The 24,004-nt window shown below is 40.5% G+C and carries 21 protein-coding genes and 8 tRNA genes; 24 read left to right on the top strand and 5 right to left on the bottom strand.

Going from position 1 to position 24,004, the window contains the following annotated elements; translation table 11 throughout:
• Positions 1–2 precede the first annotated feature (2 nt).
• The 5 genes from atpH to atpC are packed head-to-tail and all read left to right on the top strand — an operon-like array spanning position 3 to position 4,821.
• Positions 3–554 (top strand): ATP synthase F1 subunit delta, encoded by a 552-nt coding sequence (gene atpH, locus HMPREF1865_RS02150; RefSeq protein ID WP_004697545.1) that lies wholly within the window; start codon positions 3–5, stop codon positions 552–554.
• Between the two features lie 16 nt (positions 555–570).
• Entirely contained in the window at positions 571–2,109 is a 1,539-nt protein-coding gene (gene atpA, locus HMPREF1865_RS02145; protein ID WP_004697546.1) for a F0F1 ATP synthase subunit alpha, read from the top strand.
• Positions 2,110–2,112: 3 nt separating this feature from the next.
• Positions 2,113–2,967 carry an ATP synthase F1 subunit gamma gene (gene atpG, locus HMPREF1865_RS02140; protein ID WP_060919020.1) on the top strand — a complete coding sequence of 285 codons (855 nt, stop codon included), beginning with the start codon at positions 2,113–2,115 and terminating at the stop codon, positions 2,965–2,967.
• Between the two features lie 18 nt (positions 2,968–2,985).
• Positions 2,986–4,410, top strand: a complete 1,425-nt coding sequence (gene atpD, locus HMPREF1865_RS02135) for a F0F1 ATP synthase subunit beta (protein WP_004695069.1) — start codon at positions 2,986–2,988, stop codon at positions 4,408–4,410.
• Positions 4,411–4,413: 3 nt separating this feature from the next.
• Complete coding sequence (gene atpC / locus HMPREF1865_RS02130; RefSeq protein ID WP_008602448.1) at positions 4,414–4,821, top strand: ATP synthase F1 subunit epsilon; 408 nt, start codon at positions 4,414–4,416, stop codon at positions 4,819–4,821.
• 47 nt (positions 4,822–4,868) lie between these two features.
• On the opposite strand, the gene HMPREF1865_RS02125 is transcribed toward atpC, so the two are convergent.
• The 4 genes from HMPREF1865_RS02125 to HMPREF1865_RS02110 form a co-directional block, all read right to left on the bottom strand.
• Entirely contained in the window at positions 4,869–5,777 is a 909-nt protein-coding gene (locus tag HMPREF1865_RS02125) for a hypothetical protein (protein ID WP_060919019.1), read from the bottom strand.
• A gap of 109 nt (positions 5,778–5,886) precedes the next feature.
• Positions 5,887–5,962, bottom strand: a tRNA-Val gene (locus tag HMPREF1865_RS02120).
• 3 nt (positions 5,963–5,965) lie between these two features.
• Positions 5,966–6,040: transfer RNA gene (locus HMPREF1865_RS02115), tRNA-Glu, on the bottom strand.
• Positions 6,041–6,044: 4 nt separating this feature from the next.
• Positions 6,045–6,120, bottom strand: a tRNA-Asn gene (locus HMPREF1865_RS02110).
• Positions 6,121–6,860: 740 nt separating this feature from the next.
• On the opposite strand from HMPREF1865_RS02110, the gene HMPREF1865_RS02105 reads away from it, so the two are divergent.
• The 4 genes from HMPREF1865_RS02105 (at position 6,861) to HMPREF1865_RS02090 (ending at position 10,779) form a co-directional block, all read left to right on the top strand.
• Entirely contained in the window at positions 6,861–7,703 is an 843-nt protein-coding gene (locus tag HMPREF1865_RS02105; RefSeq protein WP_004695072.1) for a fumarate hydratase, read from the top strand.
• A gap of 19 nt (positions 7,704–7,722) precedes the next feature.
• The gene (locus tag HMPREF1865_RS02100; protein WP_004695073.1) at positions 7,723–8,283 is read left to right on the top strand and encodes a Fe-S-containing hydro-lyase; all 561 of its coding nucleotides are present in this window, start codon (positions 7,723–7,725) and stop codon (positions 8,281–8,283) included.
• A gap of 171 nt (positions 8,284–8,454) precedes the next feature.
• Complete coding sequence (locus HMPREF1865_RS02095; RefSeq protein WP_004695074.1) at positions 8,455–9,006, top strand: TIGR01440 family protein; 552 nt, start codon at positions 8,455–8,457, stop codon at positions 9,004–9,006.
• 9 nt (positions 9,007–9,015) lie between these two features.
• Entirely contained in the window at positions 9,016–10,779 is a 1,764-nt protein-coding gene (locus HMPREF1865_RS02090) for an LPO_1073/Vpar_1526 family protein (protein WP_060919018.1), read from the top strand.
• Positions 10,780–10,944: 165 nt separating this feature from the next.
• Here the strand turns inward: HMPREF1865_RS02090 and HMPREF1865_RS02085 are convergent, their stop codons facing one another.
• Positions 10,945–11,670, bottom strand: a complete 726-nt coding sequence (locus HMPREF1865_RS02085; protein WP_060919017.1) for a Crp/Fnr family transcriptional regulator — start codon at positions 11,668–11,670, stop codon at positions 10,945–10,947.
• Between the two features lie 272 nt (positions 11,671–11,942).
• On the opposite strand from HMPREF1865_RS02085, the gene hcp reads away from it, so the two are divergent.
• The 15 genes from hcp (at position 11,943) to HMPREF1865_RS02010 (ending at position 23,791) form a co-directional block, all read left to right on the top strand.
• On the top strand, positions 11,943–13,508 hold the full coding sequence (hcp, locus tag HMPREF1865_RS02080; RefSeq protein WP_004695081.1) for a hydroxylamine reductase: 1,566 nt from the start codon (positions 11,943–11,945) through the stop codon (positions 13,506–13,508).
• Between the two features lie 552 nt (positions 13,509–14,060).
• Positions 14,061–14,723, top strand: a complete 663-nt coding sequence (gene sdaAB, locus HMPREF1865_RS02075; protein ID WP_060919016.1) for an L-serine ammonia-lyase, iron-sulfur-dependent subunit beta — start codon at positions 14,061–14,063, stop codon at positions 14,721–14,723.
• 11 nt (positions 14,724–14,734) lie between these two features.
• The gene (gene sdaAA, locus HMPREF1865_RS02070; RefSeq protein WP_081094595.1) at positions 14,735–15,607 is read left to right on the top strand and encodes an L-serine ammonia-lyase, iron-sulfur-dependent, subunit alpha; all 873 of its coding nucleotides are present in this window, start codon (positions 14,735–14,737) and stop codon (positions 15,605–15,607) included.
• Between the two features lie 69 nt (positions 15,608–15,676).
• Positions 15,677–17,095, top strand: a complete 1,419-nt coding sequence (locus HMPREF1865_RS02065; RefSeq protein ID WP_060919014.1) for a CCA tRNA nucleotidyltransferase — start codon at positions 15,677–15,679, stop codon at positions 17,093–17,095.
• A complete protein-coding gene (locus tag HMPREF1865_RS02060) occupies positions 17,095–19,062 on the top strand; it encodes a penicillin-binding transpeptidase domain-containing protein (protein ID WP_060919013.1) in 1,968 nt (655 codons plus the stop codon). The genes HMPREF1865_RS02065 and HMPREF1865_RS02060 overlap by 1 nt, the downstream gene beginning before the upstream one ends.
• 100 nt (positions 19,063–19,162) lie before the next feature.
• Positions 19,163–19,990: a bifunctional 5,10-methylenetetrahydrofolate dehydrogenase/5,10-methenyltetrahydrofolate cyclohydrolase gene (locus tag HMPREF1865_RS02055; protein WP_004695088.1), complete on the top strand. Its 828-nt coding sequence runs from the start codon at positions 19,163–19,165 to the stop codon at positions 19,988–19,990.
• Complete coding sequence (locus HMPREF1865_RS02050) at positions 19,983–20,324, top strand: hydrogenase maturation nickel metallochaperone HypA/HybF (RefSeq protein ID WP_008602471.1); 342 nt, start codon at positions 19,983–19,985, stop codon at positions 20,322–20,324. Before HMPREF1865_RS02055 ends, HMPREF1865_RS02050 begins: the two co-directional genes overlap by 8 nt.
• Positions 20,325–20,339: 15 nt before the next feature.
• A complete protein-coding gene (gene hypB / locus HMPREF1865_RS02045; RefSeq protein ID WP_060919012.1) occupies positions 20,340–20,993 on the top strand; it encodes a hydrogenase nickel incorporation protein HypB in 654 nt (217 codons plus the stop codon).
• A complete protein-coding gene (locus HMPREF1865_RS02040) occupies positions 20,990–22,411 on the top strand; it encodes a hypothetical protein (protein ID WP_004695091.1) in 1,422 nt (473 codons plus the stop codon). Before hypB ends, HMPREF1865_RS02040 begins: the two co-directional genes overlap by 4 nt.
• Before the next feature lie 28 nt (positions 22,412–22,439).
• On the top strand, positions 22,440–22,904 hold the full coding sequence (brxF, locus tag HMPREF1865_RS02035) for a BREX-3 system P-loop-containing protein BrxF (RefSeq protein WP_004695092.1): 465 nt from the start codon (positions 22,440–22,442) through the stop codon (positions 22,902–22,904).
• A 446-nt stretch (positions 22,905–23,350) separates the two neighbouring features.
• Positions 23,351–23,426 (top strand) — tRNA-Thr (locus tag HMPREF1865_RS02030).
• A 10-nt stretch (positions 23,427–23,436) separates the two neighbouring features.
• Positions 23,437–23,521 (top strand) — tRNA-Tyr (locus HMPREF1865_RS02025).
• Positions 23,522–23,526: 5 nt separating this feature from the next.
• Positions 23,527–23,602, top strand: a tRNA-Met gene (locus tag HMPREF1865_RS02020).
• A 31-nt stretch (positions 23,603–23,633) separates the two neighbouring features.
• A tRNA-Thr gene (locus HMPREF1865_RS02015) sits at positions 23,634–23,709 on the top strand.
• 5 nt (positions 23,710–23,714) lie between these two features.
• Positions 23,715–23,791 (top strand) — tRNA-Met (locus HMPREF1865_RS02010).
• The last annotated feature ends 213 nt before the right edge of the window (positions 23,792–24,004 follow it).

The raw sequence follows: 24,004 nt of genomic DNA, 5'->3' as shown, positions 1-24,004 counted from the left end.
CGATGAGCATAGAAATTGTAGCAGATAAATACAGTTCAGCTATGTTTGAATTAGCTCAAGAACAAAATATTTTGGAACTCATGGAGGAGCAATTAGGTTATGTAGCGTCCGTTATGGCGGAACAGCCTGAACTTCGTTCATTCCTTGAAAATCCAATCGTTACAGAAGATGCAAAGATTAAGTTAGTTGGTTCTATCTTTGAATCTAGTATCGACAAAGTTGCTTTACATTTTATCTATGTGATGATTAAACGTGGGCGCCATCGTTATATTGCGCAGGCCATTGCAGCGTTTATTCAAAAATCACGAGAAGCTCGTGGCATTTTGGAAGCTACTGTAACTGTAGCAGAACCAATCACAGCTGAGGTAGAAGCATCTGTACAAGCTAAATTACGAGAAGTAACAGGGAAAGATGTTATTTTATCTGTGCGCCAAGATCCATCAATTATGGGTGGTATCGTTATCCAAGTAGGAGATAAACGCATTGATGGTTCTGTATCTCGTCGTTTAGAGGAATTAGAAAAATCTTTATTAAGAACGAACTCTATTAGATAGGGGTGAATGGGTATATATGAAAATGAAGCCTGAAGAAATCACTGCTATAATCAAACAGCAGATTCAGGACTATGATGTTGACCTCAATGTCGATGACGTGGGTACTGTTCTCGACGTAGGGGATGGCATCGCCCATATTTATGGTCTTGAAAGAGCCATGGCCGGTGAGTTGCTAGAATTACCACACGGCGTATATGGCTTGGTTTTGAACTTAGAATTAGATAATGTTGGTGCCGTACTATTAGGTGATGACTTCTTGATTAAAGAAGGAGACCAAGTGCGTCGTACTGGCAAAATTATGGACGTTCCTGCTGGAGATGCCTTGATTGGTCGTGTAGTAAATCCTCTTGGTCAACCTCTTGATGGCAAGGGTGCTATTCAAGCTACAGAACGTCGTCCTATCGAACATCCAGCACCTGGTATTGCGGATCGTCAATCCGTAAATGAACCATTGCAAACAGGTCTTAAAGCGATTGATGCGATGGTACCAATCGGCCGTGGTCAACGTGAGCTTATCATCGGTGACCGTGGTACAGGTAAAACTGCGATTGCCTTAGATACTATTTTGAACCAAAAAGGCAAAGATGTTATTTGTATTTATGTAGCTATTGGTCAAAAAGAATCTACGGTTGCTCGCGTAGTGCAAAAGCTTGAAGAAGCAGGCGCTATGGAATATACAATCGTAGTTTCTGCGAGTGCTTCCACAGGTGCACCTCTTCAATACATTGCACCATATGCTGGTGTTGCCATGGGTGAATACTTTATGTACCAAGGTAAACACGTATTATGCGTATATGATGACTTAACAAAACAAGCGGCTGCATATCGTGCTATGTCCCTATTATTGCGCCGTCCACCAGGGCGTGAAGCATATCCAGGTGACGTATTCTACTTACACAGTCGTCTATTAGAGCGGGCTGCGAAACTTTCATCTGAACTTGGTGGAGGTTCCATTACAGCGTTGCCAATCATTGAAACACAAGCAGGTGACGTATCTGCATACATTCCAACAAACGTAATTTCCATTACTGATGGTCAAATTTTCTTGGGAACAGATATGTTCTATTCTGGTATTCGTCCAGCTGTTGACGTAGGTTTGTCCGTATCCCGTGTAGGTGGTAGCGCACAAACTAAAGCGATGAAGCAAGTGGCGGGCCAATTGCGTTTGGACCTTGCTCAATATCGTGAGTTGGCTGCTTTCGCTCAGTTTGGTTCCGACCTTGATGCGGCTACACGCGCTCAACTTGATCGTGGTGAACGCTTAACTGAAATGTTAAAACAAGGTCAATATGAGCCTATGAGTGTAGCGGAAATGGTTATCAACCTTTACGCTGGTACTAAAGGGTACTTAGCAGATATTCAAGTGGCAGATGTATTGTCCTTTGAAGCTGAACTTTTACGTTATGTAAAAGCAAATTACCCTGAAATCATCACTAACATTGAAACGTCTAAGAAAATTGACGAAGAAACTGAAAATCTATTGAAGCAAGCAATCCCAGAATGTGTTGAAGCATTTGGCTCTACACATACATTAGTGTCTCGTAAGGAGGCGTAATGTATGGCTAGTGCACAAGATTTGCGAAAACGCATAAAAAGTGTTACCAATACGCAACAAATTACAAAAGCGATGAAGATGGTAGCTTCTGCTCGTCTTCGTAGGGCACAAACAAAAGCGGAAGCTACTCGTCCTTACGCAGAAAAGATAGGGCAAATCTTGCGTCATATGTCTAATAGTGATTTAGAAGGCTTTGAAAGTCCTCTCTTAGATGTGCGACCTGTAGAGCGCACTTGCTATATTGTAGTAGGTGCAGATAAAGGTCTTGCAGGGGCATTCTCGTCTAATGTGTTAAAATTTGCTATGGAACAATTACATGGTAAATCTCCTGATACGTACCGTGTTATCACGGCAGGCAGAAAGCCTAGAGATAGCATGAAATATAGAGGTGTTCGCATCGATAAGTCCTATGCGGGCTTTTCTGATAAACCGTCCTATGAACATGCGCGTGCCATCATGCATGAAGCACTTTCACTATATGAACGTCATGAAGTAGACGAAGTCATCATGATCTATACACGTTTTGTAAATTCTATGACGCAAATTGCACAGGCTGAGCGCTTGTTGCCAATAGAGCAACCACAAGATGAGGTAAAAGGCGAAGAGTATGATTTTATGCCGTCCGCTGTATCCGTCTTGGAGGCGTTGCTGCCAAAATACTTAGAAATTACAGTTTATAATGGATTGTTGCAATCTGCAGCTAGTGAATTGGGTGCTCGTATGACGGCCATGACATCGGCTACAGATAATGCAGGGGAACTCATTGAGTCCTTAGGTCTTGAATACAACAAGTTGCGTCAATCTAGCATTACAAACGAAATTTCTGAAATCGTTGGTGGCGCTAATGCCTTGCAATAGATAAGGAGACATCTGTCGATGAGTAATAATATTGGTAAAGTTGTGCAGGTCATCGGCCCAGTTGTAGACGTGCGCTTTGATGCTGGTCATTTACCAGCTATCTACAACGCCATCCACATCTACCATGACCACAAGGCACATGATAGACAAAAAATCGTAGTAGAGGTTATGCAACACTTAGGCGACGATACAGTTCGTTGCGTTGCCATGAGTTCTACTGACGGTATGACACGTAATATGGAAGCAGAAGATACTGGTGCTCCAATTTCCGTTCCTGTAGGGGAAGGCGTATTGGGTCGTATCTTTAACGTACTTGGTGAAACTGTAGACCATGATCCAGCTCCAGTTGTGGCTGATGAAAAATGGCCTATTCACCGTCCGGCACCTAAATTTGATGACCTTTCTCCAGATACACAAATCTTGGAAACAGGTATTAAGGTCGTTGACCTTATCGCTCCATATGTAAAAGGTGGTAAGATTGGTCTCTTCGGTGGTGCCGGTGTAGGTAAAACCGTATTGATCATGGAATTGATTCACAATGTTGCTACAGAGCACGGCGGTTATTCCGTATTCTCTGGCGTAGGCGAACGTACTCGTGAAGGTAACGACTTGTGGAACGAAATGAAAGAGTCCGGCGTTATCAACAAAACAGCTCTCGTATATGGACAAATGAATGAGCCGCCAGGGGCTCGTATGCGCGTAGGTCTTACAGGCCTTACAATGGCTGAATACTTCCGTGATGTGAAAAAACAAGACGTGCTCTTGTTCATTGATAACATCTTCCGCTTTATCCAAGCGGGTTCCGAAGTATCCGCCCTCTTAGGTCGTATGCCATCTGCCGTAGGTTATCAACCTACATTGGCTAATGACGTAGGGGCATTGCAAGAACGTATTACATCTACAAAAGAAGGTTCTATTACCTCCGTACAAGCTGTATACGTACCTGCCGATGACTTGACTGACCCTGCTCCAGCAGCAACATTCGCTCACTTGGATGCGACAACAGTATTGTCTCGTTCCATTGCGGAACTTGGTATCTATCCGGCGGTGGATCCTCTGGATTCTACAAGCCGTATTTTGGACCCACATGTACTTGGTGAAGAGCACTACGCAGTAGCTCGTGGCGTACAAGAAGTATTGCAAAAATATCGCGATCTTCAAGATATTATTGCAATCCTCGGTATGGAAGAATTGTCTGACGAAGATAAACTCACTGTATCTCGCGCTCGTAAGATTCAACGTTTCTTGAGTCAACCATTCTTCGTAGCAGAAGTATTTACTGGTTCTCCTGGTAAATATGTGCCATTGTCCGAAACATTGAGAGGCTTCAGAGAAATTTTGGATGGTAAACATGATGAATTGCCAGAAGGTGCATTCTACATGGTTGGTACCATAGATGAAGCCGTTCAAAAAGCAAAGGAAATGCAAGAGAAGGGGGAATAATCCATGGCGGAACCTATGACCCTACAGATAATTACACCTGATGCGATTGTATTCGAAGGCCAATCTACATTCTTTGTAGGTAAAGCTATCGATGGTGCTTTTGGTATTTTGCCAAACCATGCACCTATGATTATCGCATTAGACTTGGCACCTTTACGCATTGATCAACCAGATGGAACATCTCGTGAATATGCTGTATTTGGGGGCTTCTGTGAAATTGAACATAATAAGGTGAGTATTGTAACCCCTGACTGTCAAGATCCAACATCCATTGATGTGGAACGTGCTCGTCGAGCTAAAGAGCGTGCAGAAGGTCGGTTATCAAATCCTACACCTGATATTGATGTAGAAAGAGCGGAAGCAGCATTGCAACGTGCCTTATTGCGCTTGCATGTTACAAAAATGTTATAAGAAAAAGGCTAGCCAGCTGGCTAGCCTTTTTATCTTTCTAATTTTGATTATAAAACGCTCACACCTTTTAAGGAGTATGCAGTATTCTTAGGTTGTTCTACTTGAAAATCTAGTACAACAGGTGCCTCAGAATTGATACCAGGTGCTTGGTAACGGTCACGGTCTGTTGGAATTCGTTTGTATGGTAATTTATCAAGTAATATAGTCATAACTTTGTTCCAAACTGATTTATGTGTTGGCATAGTCAAAGAGTCATCAGTTTGGTTGAAGCCCGTACGAACAGTATGGATTATCTTATCGTTTACATCATAATAGTATAAAAGGGCATTAACCTTTGCGGCAATATAAATTTCATGATTATCCTTATTGTATGGATCTGGGCTGTTAATAGTATTAACTTGTACATATACGTCTTGTAATGGTACAGGCATAATAACGATTTCAGAATTTTGGGCCTCTGCAATTTGAGCAAGATCAGTGGCTTTAATTTCTGCAGTTGGTGTGTTAGTACTTACGATGGTTGTATTATAGTAAGGATATTTAAGTGTATTTGATAAGCGATCTGTCATGTAGCGACCAAATTGAGCTGTGTTTTCATTGCGCAAGTTTGCAGGTACAACAATAGTTACTTTGCGACTAGGGAAGTTTTCTAAGTGGCCATCATGACTTGTACTAGAAGTATTAATTGTGGCTTTTTCCGGAGCTCCAGAAATCGGTGTAGATGTTGGTGTTGCAGCCACTTTTATGACAGGCTTCATATTCGTTTCAGGGGCTAATGTAGGAGCTTCATTACTTGTGCTACTTTGTATAGTGCTAAGAGCTACAGGTTGTGTTGTATTTGGTGTTAATTGACTCAAATCGATCATAGCGGCACTGGCTGTTGTAAATGCAGTTGTGAGTAGTACAGCAAGTACTGTAAGTAGTGGACGTTTATAGAGTCCGAAGTTATGTAACATAATTCCTCCTCTTAATAAAACTCTTTTAAAATTACAAATTATACAATTTATATTATTATATCATATATACAAAAAAAAGAAGCAAGCTTAATAGCTTGCTTCTTTAGTCTGGTGGACGATGACAGGATCGAACTGCCGACATCCTGCTTGTAAGGCAGGCGCTCTCCCAGCTGAGCTAATCGTCCATGTGGTGACCCGTCCGGGAATCGAACCCGGGATACCGCCGTGAAAGGGCGGTGTCTTAACCGCTTGACCAACGGGCCAAAATGGCTCCTCGAGTAGGACTCGAACCTACGACCGATCGGTTAACAGCCGATTGCTCTACCGACTGAGCTATCGAGGAATGGTACGATTGTTATTATATGTTAGTTTAATTATAAAAGCAAGCATTTTTTTTAGAACACTATAAAATAGATATTGTCAATTATGACTAAAAGACATAACTTTATAAATAAAATTAGTTATCAATAATTTTGATGAGAGAGTCATTAAAATTAATAAAATCTATAGAGCTTATTAACTATAGATATTTACTGCGTTCTAAGGTGATTGTATGGCTCCAAATGAATGGGAGTTAGCAATATAAGTATATTGAAGATAATCGGTATACATATGCATTATAGAAAAGTTTAAAAGATTTAGTTGAAAAGTAGTATCAGTTAAGACAAAAGTGTATTTATCTTATTAGATATAGTCTATGTTTGTGGTTCATTTTAAACCAAATTTATATATAAGAAAGTAGGTAAAAATGTAAGATATTAAAATCTTATTGATATGTGATAGACTATGACTTTTATCACAAAATGGGGCTTTTTTAGTGACTGGAGAATAAAGTCTATATAGGCTATTGAAAAACCGAAATATATACAAAAATATTCATGAAAACAATTCTCAAAAACTGAAAAAGCATTGAGAAAACTGTATAGGTAAGGCGTTGAATCCCCTTATATTGTGTGCTACGATTTATGTATAGAGTTAATCTCATCGGTTTGAGATAAATATGCTTTCATATGTTTGAGAATTTTATTTTATCTCATCGGTATTAGAATTAATATTCAACTATTTTCCTGAGGAGGGATTATCTTGCGCGAGATTCAAGTATCTGAAATCACAAAAACAGTCCGTCAAATGTGTATGGACGCAGCTTACCACTTGCCAAAAGACATCTATGAAGGTTTGAAAAAAGGCCGTGAAACAGAAGAGTCTTCAGTAGGTCGTATCGTTCTTGATCAAATTATTAAAAATGCAGAAATTGCCGATGCTGAAGATCGTCCATACTGCCAAGATACTGGTATGACTATGGTATTCTTAAAAGTTGGTCAAGATGTTCATTTCGTTGGTGGTGATCTTACAGAAGCTATCAATGCTGGCGTTGCAGCTGGTTATGTTGAAGGTTATCTTCGTAAATCCGTTGTAGCTGAACCATTGTTCAACCGTAAAAATACACAAAATAACACACCTGCAATCATCTACACTGAAATCGTTCCTGGCGATAAAGTAGATATTCAAGTAGAATTAAAAGGTTTCGGTTCTGAAAATAAATCCGATGTAGCTATGCTCGTACCTGCTGATGGTGTGGAAGGCGTTAAAAATGCAGTCCTTGAAATCGTAAAACATGCAGGCCCTAACCCATGCCCTCCAATCGTACTCGGCATTGGTATTGGCGGTACTATGGACCAAGCAGCTGTTATGTCCAAAAAAGCGTTGCTTCGTGACATTAGTGTACCTCATAAAGATGCAGATTATGCAAAATTAGAAGAAGAAATCATGGAAATGGTTAACAAAACTGGTATTGGACCACAATTGGGTGGCACTACAACTTGTATCGGTGTAAACATCGAATGGGGTGCAACTCACATCGCAGGTCTTCCTGTTGCAGTTACTATCATGTGCCATGCTGCTCGTCATGCTCACGTAGTACTTTAATCGATAGGAGGTAAAAACAATGGCTGAATCAATTCGCATTAATACTGAAGAATATAATGAAGAGTTTTCCCGCAAATTAAAAGTTGGTGATAGCGTTCTTATTACTGGTAAAATTTACTCCGCTCGTGACGCTGCTCATAAAGTTATGACTGAAGCTTTAGCGCGTGGTGAAAAATTGCCAATCGACTGGACAAATAAGTTTGTTTATTATCTTGGACCAACACCTGCAAAACCTGGTGATCCAATTGGTTCCGCTGGTCCTACAACTTCCGGTCGTATGGATGCTTACACACCAACAATGCTTGATCAAGGTATCAAAGGCATGATTGGTAAAGGTTCCCGTAAACCAGAAGTAGTTGAATCCATGAAGAAAAATGGTTGCACATACTTCGCAGCAGTTGGTGGCGCGGCAGCATTGATTGCAAAATCCATCAAAAAATATGAAGTACTTGCTTATGGTGAACTTGGACCAGAAGCTTTGGCTGAATTGACTGTTGAAGATTTCCCTTGCATCGTAGTTGGCGATACTGAAGGTAATAACTTCTACGAATTAGGCCAAAAACCTTACAGAAAAATCTAATATCACCATTGAGTGATTGAAAGAGGCTTGCTAAAGCAAGCCTCTTTTTGTTGTTAAGCCATAATCATAAGATGTTCATCCGTTACGTGTAGAGTTTAGTCTACCGATTCTGTCGGTTTTATGATAATATACATATAGATTTTATACATTCAATTTGAGTGAGGCGATAACATGACTTCTGTAGAAACTATTCGTCAGTCAACTCGCAACGCGATGGCTGAATTACTTGATTTAGCAAAGGTTCGCGAAGGTCAATTATTCGTTGTTGGCTGTTCCACTAGCGAAATTGTAGGTAAAAAAATCGGCACTGACTCTCACCTTGATGTGGCTCAGGTCGTATTTGATGAAATATACAATGCTGTTAAGGCTAAAGGACTTAACTTGGCGATTCAATGTTGTGAACATATTAATCGTGCACTTGTTATGGACCGTAGCGCTATGACATGGGAGGAGGAAGTTAATGTTGTCCCTCAACGTCATGCGGGTGGTGCCCTAGCTGTGATGGCGTACGAACATTTTGATGATCCTGTGATGGTTGAATTTATTCAAGCTGATGTAGGCATCGATATTGGAGATACTTTCATTGGTATGCACATGAAACACGTTGCAGTGCCTGTACGTCTTTGTGTGAAAGAAATTGGGAAAGCACATGTGACCGCTTGTCGTGTTCGTCCGAAGAGCATTGGCGGTGAGCGTGCTGCATATAATGAAGCATTGATGTAGGGGGATAGTATGTCAAACCTAATACCGTATTTTGTATTAGCCGTCGTGGCATTGGGATTCTTTGCTGTTTGCTATGCTGTATTTAGCGGTGGTGATGGTGAAAGTAAGGCAAAAGAAAAATCCTATAAAAACATAAGTAATAAAAATAATCCTAAAGCGCATAATGATGTTATATTTGCAACGGAGTCGCAAGAGGGCAATATAACAATCACACATACGAGTGGGACTAATGTATATACTGCATCAATTCCGGATACAGTTGAAACGGTGGTCGGTGAAGAGCGAGAACCGGCTGAATCTCTGGTTGATCCTATAGATACCTCTTATAATAGAAGAAGTACTCTAAAGTCTAATTCAAGTCATGTTTCAGAGGGAGAATATGCGTTAGCATTAGGTTCGGATAATGGAACACCAATAGGTTCGAATAATGGCACACCAATAGGGGATGAAACCATTGTGATGACAGCCGTATCAGATCTTAAGCAAGCTAATCAAGCTAATCAAGGTGTTACTCCGTTGGTGGATAAAACTATTGTCCTCGATGTTGTTACAGATGAACTTCTCAATAACGCAAACTCTGTTGAAGATACAATTGCTATGGGTGAATCTGTGGAAGCCTTTGAAGCTGATGAAGCGGATAGCATAGATGCTACGCAGATGATAGGTGGTGCGAACGAAATACAAACCGCGGAAGGCCCATCGGTATTAGATGAAACGCGTTTGTTTGATGCTTCTGAAATTGAAGCACAATTGGCGGCAACAAGTTTAACTGAAGAGGAGAAACCGCATGGCCAATGGGCAAAAGCGGCGCATGAGGATAAATGCGTTGAGTTGGCTATAGCACCATTTGTTCATTCCTTTGGGGTGTTACATGGTGATACGCAACACTATGTAGAATCTATTACAAGAGATGCTTTAGCGGCTCTCAATATTACAAAAATTGTTGAAGTGAATGCATTACTAGAGAATATTGTTATTCAAGAAGCGTTGATGAGTATGCAAAAGGCATATGCCGCTACAAATACAGAGTGGATGAAGTCCGCTGCGTTAGGTGCTTTTCTAGATGTGGTTCAATCTCCTAAATCTAGTACGCCATACCTCGTAGCTTTTGATGCATTACGTGTATTACCTCATTTAACATTAGGTCACTTCCAAGTTATGGCCTTAACATTATTGTTACAATATTCTAGAAATTCTAATAACTATGGATTGATTCACTTCCAACATTATGTGGAAAAATATATTGAGCCATTCATCTCTGATTTGCCTCGAAATGATTCCTTCTATCGCCAGCTAGACTACTTACGCTGTACACAAGAAGAACAAGAGCCTATCACTTTATGCCAAGTGTTGTCTAATTCATATCCGTTTGTATTTAACTATCGTGGTTTTTCTAAGGAAGAACTCTTCCGTGCTACAGATGGTCATGGTGTAGATCCACGTTATGTGGTGCGTAGCTTGAACTCCAATCTTTATAAATTAGCCTTGGTAGATGAGTCTTTGGCACCACAATTCTTTAGACAAACACGAATTTTTAATGCTATGGTTCAACGTGATCTTTTAGCTCTGATGAAGAGCAAACCTACTGCTTTCAGGGGCCAAGAGGCGCGTGATATTATGGATGATATTTCACCGGTTCTATTGGACTTAGCTGATGTCTTTGATAGCACGTCAATGTCTAAAATTAGCTTAACATTGTTAGGCCTTTACTTAGGCCGTGCTCATGTGAAAGCAACCATTGGTGAAGAATTTGATTTGTCTCATTGGTTTTAATGTATAATTTTAAGCACTATATAGTTTGAAAAATTATATAATATAGTTATTAATATGGGTATATACTTAAAACCGTTATATACTTTATGAGTCGAGTAATAAAAAAGTCTCTCAAGATAATCTTGAGAGACTTTTTAGTTTGTTAAATTTAATAGCCATTAAGTATTAAAAGGTGTTAAAGCCGAATTCTTCAATGTCTTCAATGTTTTTAATTGTTACGGTACGCCCTGTAATATCAATGAGACCTTCATCGCGAAGGCGTCCTAGTTCACGGCTAAGGGCTGTGCGAGATACATTGAGTACCTCAGCCATTTGCTCGCGGTTGTGGGGTAATTGAATTGTGTTAGAATGCTGACGTTTATAAATATCTGTTAAGTACGCAAAAATCTTTTCGCGCATCCCTTTTAATGTGAGGTAGTGGACTTTTCTGGTTAATAGAATTGCTTTTTCAGATAAATCTTCTAATAGATTAGATAGGATTTTAGTTTGGCATTGATGACAATCCGGCAATGTTTTAATAAAGGTTTCAAGCGGAATAAACATAATTTTAGTTGCTTTTGTTGCCTTAATGGTAGCAGGCCATAAAGGCTGTTTACTAAATAGTAGTGCTTCTCCGAAAATATCTGATTGCTCTAAGTTTGCCATAATAACCCGTTGGCCCATTACATTTTCACGAGTTAGTAAAGCGCTGCCCTCAAGGATGACGCCGATACCCTCCATAGGATCGCCAGCGAGGGCTATAAAATCGTTTTTTTTGTAACTGTGGATGATAACTTTGGCATTATTTAAATAGCCATGTAGCTCTGGCTCTCCTAATGTATTGAATAAAGGACATTTCACGAGGGTGGGTATATATTGATTAATGATATCGTTTGAAAGTATTTGTTTCATAGGCACCTCCGGTGTGATAAAGTCTATAGCAATTAAAAATGATTATTGTATAATAAAAGTATAAGACCGAATGGTCTACCTGTTCCATAAGGGGAGTCAGGAAAATTTTTGAAAAAGTTTTTATTTGTTGCTCAAGCTACAGAAATTGTATCATCTTTACGTTATACTTTCAAATGTAATCAATCAGACAACTGATAAAACATCAGTGTAATGTATAGGTTTTATATTATCTAGCTTGACTGCGAGGAAGTCTCGCAAAGGAGGATTTTCAAATGAGCATGTTCTGTTATCAATGCGAACAATCTGCAGCACCAGGTGGCTGTACTGTACAAGGTGTATGTGGTAAAACTGCACCAGTTGCTAACTTACAAGACGAATTAACTGCTGCCTTAGTTGGCTTGGCTCGCGCTTTAGACGTAAAGGGTCATACTAAAGAAGGTATCGATTATATTATGCGCGGTTTGTTCATGTGTGTAACAAACGTAAACTTCTCTGAAGACCGCGTTCAAGAATTCATTGACGAAGTAAATGCTTACCATGCAAAAGTGGATAGCGCTCAACAAAACTTTGATTGGGAACAATTGTGGAAAGGTGAAGAAGACATCGTATCCCTTCGCTCCACATTATTGTTAGGTATGCGTGGTATGGCTGCGTACGCATGGCATGCTGCTCGCCTTGGCTTCCACGATGCTGATGTTGACGCTTGGTTCGTTAAAGGCATGGTAGAATTCGCTAAAGATCACAGCGCTGAAGAATGGCTTGATCTTTTGATGGAATTTGGTCAAATTAACTTGAAATGTATGGCTGTTCTTGATAAAGCTAATACTGAAACATATGGTACACCTGTACCAACTACAGTTCCTTTGACTGTAGAACCAGGTCCTTTCATCGTTGTAACTGGTCATGACCTTCATGACTTGAAACAATTATTGGAACAAACTGATGGTAAAGGTGTAAATATCTATACTCATGGTGAAATGTTGCCTTGCCACGCTTATCCTGAATTGAAGAAACATCCTCAATTGAAAGGTAACTTCGGTACAGCATGGCAAAACCAACAAAAAGAATTTGTTGATGTTCCTGGCGCATTCTTGTTCACTACAAACTGCATTATGCCACCAAAAGAAAACTACAAAGCAAATATCTTCACTACAGATATGGTAGGTTTCGATGGTTGTGCACATATCGAAGAAAAAGAAGATGGTACTAAAGACTTCTCCGCAGTTATCAACCGTGCTATCGAATTGGGCGGCTACAAAGAAGCTCAAGAATTCACTGGTATCAACGGTGGGCATGAAGTAACTACTGGTTTCGGTCATGGTACAGTATTGGGTATTGCTGATAAAGTAATTGATGCTGTAAAAGCTGGCGCAATCAAACACTTCTTCTTGGTAGGTGGTTGTGACGGTGCTAAAGTAGGCCGTAACTACTACACTGAATTCGTTAAACAAACTCCAAATGATACTGTAGTATTGACATTGGCTTGTGGTAAATTCCGTTTCAACGACATGAACATCGGCGAAATCGGTGGTATCCCTCGTATCCTTGATATGGGTCAATGTAACGATGCTTACTCCGCTATTCAAGTAGCAGTAGCTTTAGCTGGTGCATTTGAATGTGATGTAAACGACTTGCCATTGACATTGGTATTGTCCTGGTACGAACAAAAAGCGGTATGTATCTTGTTAACATTGTTAGCATTGGGTATCCGTAACATTTACATCGGACCTTCCTTGCCTAAATTCTTCTCCAGCAATGTATTGAACATTTTGGTAGAAAAATTCCAATTACATCCAATTACAACTCCAGAAGCTGACATGAAAGCTATCTTGGGCTAATAGGATCTATTAATCTGTTAACTACAGTCCTACGTCCCCTCTCTTTTATGATTTAGGACTGTTGTTATAAATAACGCACCTAGGGTTATCCTTAGGTGCGTTTTTTTACTATTTTTGTGAAAGCTATCTATCGAGCGTTTGTATATTGATGGGGCCTGACAGTATTGCGACAACTAGATTACTAATGGGCATAACCTATCTCATGCCTCCATACTCAGCGTAAGTCGGCCCTCAATAGGTTATGCCCATTAGTAAAACGTTTCTGAAATATAAGTCCCATCAATATACAAACTCATAAAATAGCTTTCATCAGAATAGTGAGGTGAGGGGGAGATGTCGCTGTATAAGTATAGTCTTTCCTTTTTATAACTTTGTATATGGATGCGTCCCATCAATATACAAAGTTTTAGAACAGCTTTCACAAGAATAGTAGTCCTCTGTAGACAAACAAATATGCCTCTAATGTGCATATAGACAAGGCTCGATATTGGTTGCTATACTATAGGTGAAATAGGATTTTTTCACATGGTTTATGTGTATATAGAGGTATGTATGAACAGTATTTTTGATATTATAGGGCCTATTATGATTGGTCCGTCTAGTTCGCATACAGCGGGTGCTGCGCGACTAGGCAAGATGGCGCGGTGTATTTTTCGTGCTACTCCTAAAAAGGTAGATTTAACATTATATGGATCTTTTGCAAAAACTTATAAAGGGCATGGTACGGATCGTGCTTTGATTGGCGGCTTATTAGGTTATAAAGAGGATGATGCGAACATCCGAGTTGCCCATGAATTAGCGAAAAAAGAGGGGATGGAGTTTTCTTTTATTGAGTCTCCTCTTGATGTAGGGCATCCGAATGTGGTGCGTTTTGATATGTATGATGAACATAATCGTCATATGACTGTTATTGGTCGCTCTCTCGGCGGTGGCCAGATTATGATTACCGAAGTAGATGGAAATGATATGTCCATTACAGGAGATGAGTTTACGCTCGTTGTGTTCCATGAGGATAGACCTGGTGCGATTTCTCTTGTGAGCCAAGCATTGAGCGAGTCCGATATTAACATCGCTACGATGCGTGTATTCCGTAAGGGCAAGCATAAGGATGCAGTCATGGTTATTACTACGGATACAGTGGTAAATCCTATTACGGTTCAGTTTATGCGCGAATGTCCAGGCATTCAAGATGTTATGACCTTTGAAGCATTATAGGAGGGCGAATGATGAGTTATGCATATGATACAATTGCAGATATTATTCGCCTAGGTGAGGAAAATAATATCTCCTTTGGCGAAGTAGTTTTGCGTTATGAATTAGAAAATTATGATCGTAATGAAGCGGCGGTTGTTAGTGAAATAGAGAAGCGCTTAGATATTTTTGAAAGCTCCATTCAAGATGGCATAGCTTATGCGGAGAAAACGGCTTCTGGTATGTCCGGTGGTCAAGCGGCACAGCTTAATGGGCAAACACCTCGTTTTATGAGCGATATTGCGTATAAGGCAATGACGTATGCTATTGCTGTAAATGAGGCAAATGCAAAGATGTTCCGTATTGTTGCTTGTCCTACGGCTGGCTCTTGTGGTGTTATGCCTGGTGCTGTGAAAGCCGTAGCGGACCACTACCAATTAGATAGAGCCACAGTTGTAAAAGGCTTCTTAGCTGCGTCCGGTATTGGTAATGTAGTAGCAAATCGCGCTTGTGTTGCTGGTGCTGTTGGCGGTTGCCAAGCGGAAATTGGTACGGCTGCGTGTATGGCAGCAGGAGCGATTGTCGAAATGATGGGCGGTTCACCACGTCAAGTAGGTCATGCTATCGCATTGTGCATGAAAAATCTATTGGGGCTTGCTTGTGATCCGGTAGCAGGGCTCGTAGAGGTGCCATGTGTTAAGCGTAATGGCTTTTATGCAGTCCATGCTATTACTGCATCTGAAATGGCGTTAATGAATATTGAAAGCCAAATTCCACCAGATGAAGTCATTGAAGCGATGAATAATATAGGCCGTGCTATGCCGGCAGCATTGCGTGAAACAAGTGATGGCGGTCTTGCGGTGACACCGACAGGTACAGCTATTGCAGAACGAGTGCAATCCTTATAAGGATTGCACTTTTTTCATGCTTTCATTTGTAGTAAAATAAAGATTAGACTAGTTCAGAAAGGAGCGTGTATGATGGAACAAGCAAATCGAATATTGACCGTATTAGAAGAAGCCGGCCATGAAGCTTATATCATAGGCGGCGCTGTGCGCGATATTTTAATGCATCAAAAGCCACATGACTTTGATATTGTGACATCTGCACGTCCCGATACGGTAATTGAGGTATTACGTGGACATGATATTCAAACGACAGACCTCGTAGGCAAATCTTTTGGTGTAGTGGTGGCTACATTAGAGGGCAAGCAATACGAAATTGCTACATATAGGACGGAGCGATATGGAGCGGATAGCCATCGTCCCGAAGAAATTACCTATGCGGATACATTAGAAGAAGATGTGTTGCGTCGTGATTTTACTGTTAACGGCATGGCTATGAATCGTTACGGTGAGGTTATAGACCTTGTAGGTGGACGACGTGATATCAAACATAAAACGTTACGCACCATTGGTAATGCGCAGGAACGTTTTGAAGAAGATGCATTGCGATTATTTAGGGCGTGCCGCTTTGTGGCGAAGTTGGATTTCTTGCCGAGTAAAGATCTATTAGAGGCTATGCCTAAGGCTTTTCATCGCGTACCTGGTTTGTCTTTAGAACGTGTACGAAATGAGATTAATCGTCTCATGTTAGAGCCTGCGGTGGCTAAAGGCCTTGATGTCCTTGTTCAATCCCGCTTGGCAGAATGCTCTTGTCGTGTTGTAGAAAATGGTACGGCTCGGGAGGTTCCCATTTTGCCTGAACTATATCATCTCGTGAATTTGCCCCAAGAAAAGGACTTTCACGAATTCGATGGTTGGTACCATACATTAGCCGTTGTGTCCCATACGGAGCCGGATTTGGTGTTGCGTTGGGGTGCCTTATTACATGATGTGGCAAAGGGAATGCCAGCGGTACGTGCTGTTATCAATGGACGCCTTACGGATCGTGGGCATGATACACTAGGAGCGGAGATGGCAGAAACGTTATTAACCCGACTAGGATATCCGAAGGCCTTTGTAAAACGCGTGGCGTGGATTGTGAAAAACCACATGCGCTTTCACTATTTTGTACAAAATGGCGATGCAAATGAGAAAAAATGGCTTCGCAAGGAAGCCCGTAGTGGTGAATTCCGAGATAGCCAAATTATGCGCACTGCATGGGAGCAATTAGCTAAGGTTTGTGCTGCCGATGTATTAGGTTGTGGGAAACCTTACTCGTCTACAGACGGAACATTAGCCTTTGGAGAATGTATGGCAGATCTTAGTTTAGAGATGCCTGTACATACCAAGGACTTAAATTATGACGAACGAGTGATTAAGCTCGCTGGGAAACAAGTAGGGGAAGGATTGCAGTATTTATTAGGTCAGGTACAAAATGGGGTTATTCCTAATAAACCAGATGCGCTATATGACGCATTAGACCATAAGTTACGCCGTCCATTGGAGAAATGATGAATTTACTAAATAAAGCGTTGCGACGCATGAGTGGTTGGAGTCGTACTACTTGGTGTCTTGCCATTCTCATGACTGTTGCCTTTGTCCTCATAGGGCGTTTGGCACAGTTGCAGGTCTTTGATACATTTGACCTGGAGAAGAAAAATTTATTACAGGTTCAAGTAGATAGAAAATTACAATCACCGCGCGGTACGATCTATGACCGTAATGGTAAGCCTTTGGCGATGAGTGTGGTTACAAAATCTTTGTATGCGGACCCTAAGATGATTAAACAGTCTTCCCAAGAGATTGCGGAACTCATTTCGCCATATGTAACCATGTCAAAAGAAAATATTGTGAAAGCTCTACAAGAGGATTCTGCCTTCGTATGGATTAATCGCATGATGGATGCGGACAAGTCTAAGGCGGTGGCACAAGTTATTAAGGATAATAATATTGCAGGCCTTAACTTTGTGGAAGAGTCCAAACGTTATTACCCAAATGGTGTACTAGCGGCTCAAATACTGGGGTTTGTAGGCACCGATGATAAAGGCCTTGATGGTCTCGAAATGGTCCTTGATGAAGAGTTAAAGGGTGGTGTACAGCAAGAAATCGTTGCTACCGATAACAAAGGTAATGCTATCTTTGGTTCCGTTTTGTCCAAGTTCTTACCTGATAAGGGTAAAAGCGTAACATTAACAATCGATGCGACCATCCAATTTATTGCAGAACGTGCGCTTGATAAGGCGATGGCTGATACAGGGGCTAAACATGCTAGCGTTATCGTTATGGATCCTAAGACTGGTGAAATTCTTGCGATGGCAAATCGTCCAAGCTATGATCCTAACAATTATAACCAAAGTGGAGAAGAGGCTTTCAAAAATATTGCTGTTACTAACTTATACGAACCAGGTTCTACATTCAAACCAATCGTTGCATCTGCAGCTCTTGCATCAGGAAAGTGGAAATTAGAAACAGTGTACAATGATAAAGGGGCCTTTGTAGCGAATGGTCATGTGATGAGAAACTGGAATGGTGAAGGTTATGGACCAGTTCGATTGCTAGATATCTTGAAGTATTCTATCAATACAGGTATGGCAGAAATTGGTACAACAACTGGAGCAGATATCCTTTCTAAATATGTACGCGATTATGGTTTTGGCTCTGAAACAGGCATTGAATTGCCTGGTGAAGGGGCAGGTATTCTGTATAATCCAGAAGATATGAGCAAGTTGGATGTAGCGACTATGTCTATCGGTCAAGGTATTGCGGTTACGCCATTACAAATGGTACGTGCCTTTGGTGCTCTTTCTAATGGGGGCGCTATGATGCGTCCGCATATTATCAAGTCTTATAGCAATGCTCAAGGGGAAGTAACAAGCACTACTGAAAATACTGTAGTAGGTCAACCAGTGCCAGAGGAAACAGCAAAAACTATTGTAGATATCTTGGAAAAAGAGGTGTCTGAAGGCGGTGGTAACAAAGCGATGGTGGAAGGCTACCACTTCGGTGGTAAAACTGGTACCGCAGAAAAACTAGACACTAAACGTGGGGGCTATTTAGATGGTCAATACATTGCCTCCTTTATCGGCTTTGGCCCTGTAGAGGATCCAAAATTTGTGGTCCTTGTAGCCATTGACGATCCTCAAAAAGGGTCTATTTATGGGGGCCAAATTGCAGCGCCAGTATTTAAAGATATCGTGTCTCAACTTGTACGGTACTACCAATTGAGCCCATATGTTAAAGATAGTACTCCTGTAGCTGTTAAACCTAGCAATACATTACCAGAGCCACATCTTTTTGGTGATGGTTCCGTAACATTACCTAATTTTACGGGCTTCACCTATGGTGAGGTACGTGATTGGTTACATAAGGCGGGGCTTGCGTTTAAGCCAGATGGAACGGGTATTGCCGTTTCTCAAGATGAAAGTGGGGGCACTACTGTTCAACCCGGGACGGCAATTACCGTTCACTTTAGTAGATAATTAGAAATTATAGACAGTTCGTTATATAATAGAATAAGAGACTTTGGTGCCTCTCAGGAGGCACCTTTTTTATAAATAGTTTGAATGAATGGAGATACTTATGATCGAATTACGAGGGAAAGCGGTAGCAGATGCCCACAAGGCGATTTTACAAGAAAAAGTTGCAGCAGTAGGCAACTCTGTGATTACTATGGCAGTGTTACTTGTAGGTGAAGACCACGGCGCTCATATGTATGCTACATTTATGGAAAAAACAGCTAAAAATTTTGGCTATGGTTTTGTGCTAAAGCAATTGCCTGAAACGGCAACGCAAGATGAAGTAGTAGCGGCGTTGCATGAATTAAATACTGATCCATCTATTCATGGAATTTTACCGCTAATGCCAATGCCTAAACACATTGATACAGAAGCTCTTATCGATATGTTAGATCCTAAAAAAGATATTGATGGTCTTACAACATATAACATCGGTTTAGTAACAGCTGGTAAGGGTGGCTTTGCTCCTTGTACGGCTAAGGCTTGTATGGCTATTTTAAATCACTATAATATTCCTTTAGAAGGAAAACATGTGGTTGTAGTCGGTCGTAGCCAAGTTATCGGTAAACCTGTAGCGCTTATGGCACTCGCTGCACATGGTACTGTTACAATGTGCCATTCTAGAACTTCTGATCTAGTAGAGCAAGTAAAACGTGGTGATATTATTATTGCTGCGGCTGGTCGTGCTCATATGATTACTGCTAATATGATTAAGCCTGGTGCTGTTGTTATTGATGTAGGTATTAATGAACTGGACGGCAAAACTGTAGGTGATGTTGATTATGATGCGGTAAAAGATATTGCATCTGCCATTACTCCTGTACCAGGAGGTGTTGGATCCGTAACAACGACAATGATGCTAGAAGCGGTATACGAGGCATACCATGCATGAGATGTCTATAGCAGAAGGTATTCTTGATGTAGCGCTCGATACCTTACGTCAACACGATGCGACAGTCATTCATTCTATTCAACTAGACTTAGGGTTAATGAGTGGGGTAGAACCTGATTCATTGTTATTTTGTTGGGAAGCCATTACAAAGGGAACCCCTGCGGAAGGCTCACGCATAGAAATCAATACTATTCCTATTGAAGGAAAGTGTTTAGATTGTGATAAAATATTTTCTGTAAAAAATTATACGTTTATTTGTCCTTATTGTGACAGCCATTTCGTACAAACTATAGGCGGTCGTGAGTTACAAGTGACCTCTATGGATATCGATTGATAGAAAGGTTAGGGCATGCAAGTTCAAGTTAAAACTAATGTACTGGCAAAAAACGATGCTATTGCAGAGGCTTTACAACAGTTGTTTAAGGAAAAGAATATATTTGTATTTAATCTGTTAGGTTCACCTGGGGCAGGTAAGACTTCCCTTTTGGAGGCAACCCTACAAGATTTAAAAAAGGAGTATCGCTTAGCCGTTATTGAAGGCGATTTATTTACGGCAAAGGATGCCAAGCGCATTCATGAGTTGGGTGTGCCTGTTATCCAGATTAATACGGTTGGTGGGTGCCATCTCGATGCACAGATGATTCAAGATGCCTTAGGTGATCTGAATCTTGATGACCTCGATATGATTATTATCGAAAATGTAGGCAATTTAGTGTGTCCTGCGGAATTTGAGATTGGTGAAAGCATGAAAGTAACGGTTTTATCTGTTACCGAAGGTGAAGATAAGCCCCTTAAGTATCCGTTAATCTTTAAAGAGTCTAAGGCCATCCTTATTAACAAGATTGATTTATTGCCCTATGTGCCTTTCAAAAAGGAGCAGGCAATACAAGATATCCGTAATTTAAATCCAAATGGAGAAATTTTTGAAGTAAGTTGCACGGCCCACAACGGTCTTGAACCATGGTTGAATTGGTTGCGTGCACAGTTGGAGAATAATCGATGAACTATTCTATGAAGAGCCGTATTGTAGCGGCCCTCCTTGTGGGCTTGTGTGCTACTACAATCAGTTATGCAGCAGAGCCTGCCATTTCCACTGTTAATCCAGTTGCAGTAGAAACTACTGATGACACTAACGTTGTAGCTCAAGATTCCGCTAATGCGAGCAATGATGGTAGTGTAGATGAAACTGGTGAGGTTGATAGCTTGTCTTACCTTGATAATGCACCAGTTAGAGTTGTTAAGCTGGATCCAAAAACGAAACAGGAAGGTTCTAAAACCGGATGGCTCGCAGAGCAAATGGCTGTAACTGAATTTGGTGATTCTATACAATTCTGGCAAGCGGCTAGTGAGAACGAAGGTCCTTTGCCGAGTATCACTCAGAATAATTTAGCTGATATTGGTAAGTCTTATACGGCAAACAGTTTACCGCCTTTAGGTTCTCAGGATGACTATGCTATCGGCACATACCGATTGGGAGATCAGTTTGAAGTTCCAAAAGATGTAGAAAAAACTGAGGTACGTGATAACTTTACTACGTATTACATGAAAGATGTAGCAGTAACTGTATATACTGGACCTGCTCAAGAATTGTTGGTTAACAATCAATTGCGCGGTCAAGGGGCGACTTACTTCTTTGAACCAAATACTATTACAAATATTCATAGTACGAAAAAAGGCGCTAATACAGTACGTGACATTGGTCCTGGTAGCACACGGATGGAATTGATATTTGCCTATGGCAGTCCTAATGCGATGTGGCGTGATAAGAAAAATGAGACATATATTTTCCTTTATGAGGGTCATTCCGAAAATTCATTGCCTCAAAAAAAGGAATTTAAGAGTCCCGTAGAGAATACAAATAGTAATAGCCAACAACAATCTATGCTTGGTCAGCAAAAAGAATATATTGCTTTCACCATTAAACAAAGCAATATAGAGGCTGTAGATATTATTAGTGGACAAGTATGGCCTAGATTTGGATTGCCGAAAGCTGAAGTGTATGATTTTGAAGCTGGTACACTTACGGCTGATGATTTTGTATTGCGTGGGTTCAAGTTGAATGACCATTTTGTTAATGATCCTAATAATGATTGGAAACATCAAGGCATATTGTTTGGTTCCACTTTTATTGGCTATAATGAATACGGTGTGAGTGTAGATAAAAAAGATCTTATCAATCGCGTATTATTAAATGTGTATACGCCTACACGTCGTGGAATCGCAATGGGTGATACCAAATATTTATTGCTCTTTGTGTATGGTATGCCAACTCGTATTGTTGAATCTACAACAAAGGCGGGGACGTCTACCGTATATGAATATAAAAATCCAGCGGCAAGCAACTCTTATTTACAGTTTGCCCTAGATGATAAAAACCAATATATCAAATCCGTTATGTTATCTGACCGTCCTGTAAAATAGGATAGGTCACAGCGAGGAGGCAAAGGGTATGGTTACTGTACAAGATGTAAAAGAACGTTGGGAAAAGATTCAAGGTGATGATGAACGTATATTGTTTATCGTTGGTGGTCCAGGTTCTGGTAAAAGTTTGCTAATTCGTGAACTGTCTGAGCAGAAGGGCTGGAAATACTTGGAAGCTAAGCAACTCATCGAGGAAGAGTTTTTGCTCGTGCCTCGTGATGAACGGCCTCAATTAGCGGAAGAAGTTATTTGCCGTGCTCTTAGCCGTAGCGATACGGAAGTAGTTCTGCTAGATGGTATTAATGTATTCTTTGCACCTATCTTAAATCTAAAACCATTTGAGTTGTTAAAAACTATTAGTAAGAAGTATCCTATTGTCGTTGGCTGGCGTGGACATATTGAAGGGGACCAGTTGTACTTAGAACATAACAATAATCCTAAACATGCTGTAGTTAGTATTGCACATCCAGATCATGTTATTGCAATCGACTAAAGGTATGTTTGAACATATTGGTTGAATATAGAAAAAACTATAAATGTATAGAAGGAGATAGCGGTCTATCTCCTTTTTTAGTTATATAATTACAGTTATTAGGTAAAAATATAGTTCTGTAACTTCCTATTATTTGATTCTACTAAACCTGAAATATGGATGGTAGTAAGTATGGACTAGCAAGGAATGCAACTATGTAAAGGTATATAAAGAATATACTAGTAAATAAAAGTTGATTGCTAGATATATTCTGAAAACAAGGCATTTTATAGAGGATTGATAAAATATAAATTTTTTTTGACAAAATACTTGCATAGGGTATCGTTTCATGTTATTATGATTAAGCACTAAGGGTGACCACAGTGAACGAAAAACTTCAAAAAAGTTTTTAAAAGGTTCTTGACACTTAGTGTGCTAGGTGATACAATTCATCTTGTCGTAATGATGCTGGCGTAGCTCAATAGGTAGAGCAGCTGACTTGTAATCAGCAGGTTGTGGGTTCAATTCCTATCGCCAGCTCCATTTTATTTATGGAGGGATTCCCGAGCGGCCAAAGGGAGCAGACTGTAAATCTGCCGTCTTCGACTTCGAAGGTTCGAATCCTTCTCCCTCCACCATTCATAGCGGGGTGGAGCAGTTGGTAGCTCGTCGGGCTCATAACCCGAAGGTCGCAGGTTCAAGTCCTGTCCCCGCAACCATAAAAACCACAGTGAAATGATCGTTCATTGTGCTGGTGTAGCTCAGTCGGCAGAGCGTATCCTTGGTAAGGATAAGGTCACCGGTTCAATCCCGGTCACTAGCTCCATACATGGCGGCATAGCTCAGTTGGCTAGAGCAATCGGTTCATACCCGGTGTGTCCGCGGTTCAAATCCGTGTGCCGCCACCATTAAACCTCACCTTGGTGGGGATTTTTTTATTTCTTTACATATGACATGCTATTCTAAGACTTTGTATATATGGTATAATAATAGGTAAGGAAATCTTATATTCCATTGATAAATTAGGGTTAATATATTATATTAATACTAGAATGTAATTTGTTTTTGTGAAGGAGGATATAATCCTAATGGCAAAAGAAAAATTTGAACGTACGAAACCG

The organism is Veillonella parvula (assembly GCF_001553335.1).
Taxonomy (GTDB): domain Bacteria; phylum Bacillota; class Negativicutes; order Veillonellales; family Veillonellaceae; genus Veillonella; species Veillonella parvula_S.
The sequence above is the reverse complement of the archived record's forward strand: the minus strand, read 5'-3'. Positions and strand labels throughout refer to the sequence as shown.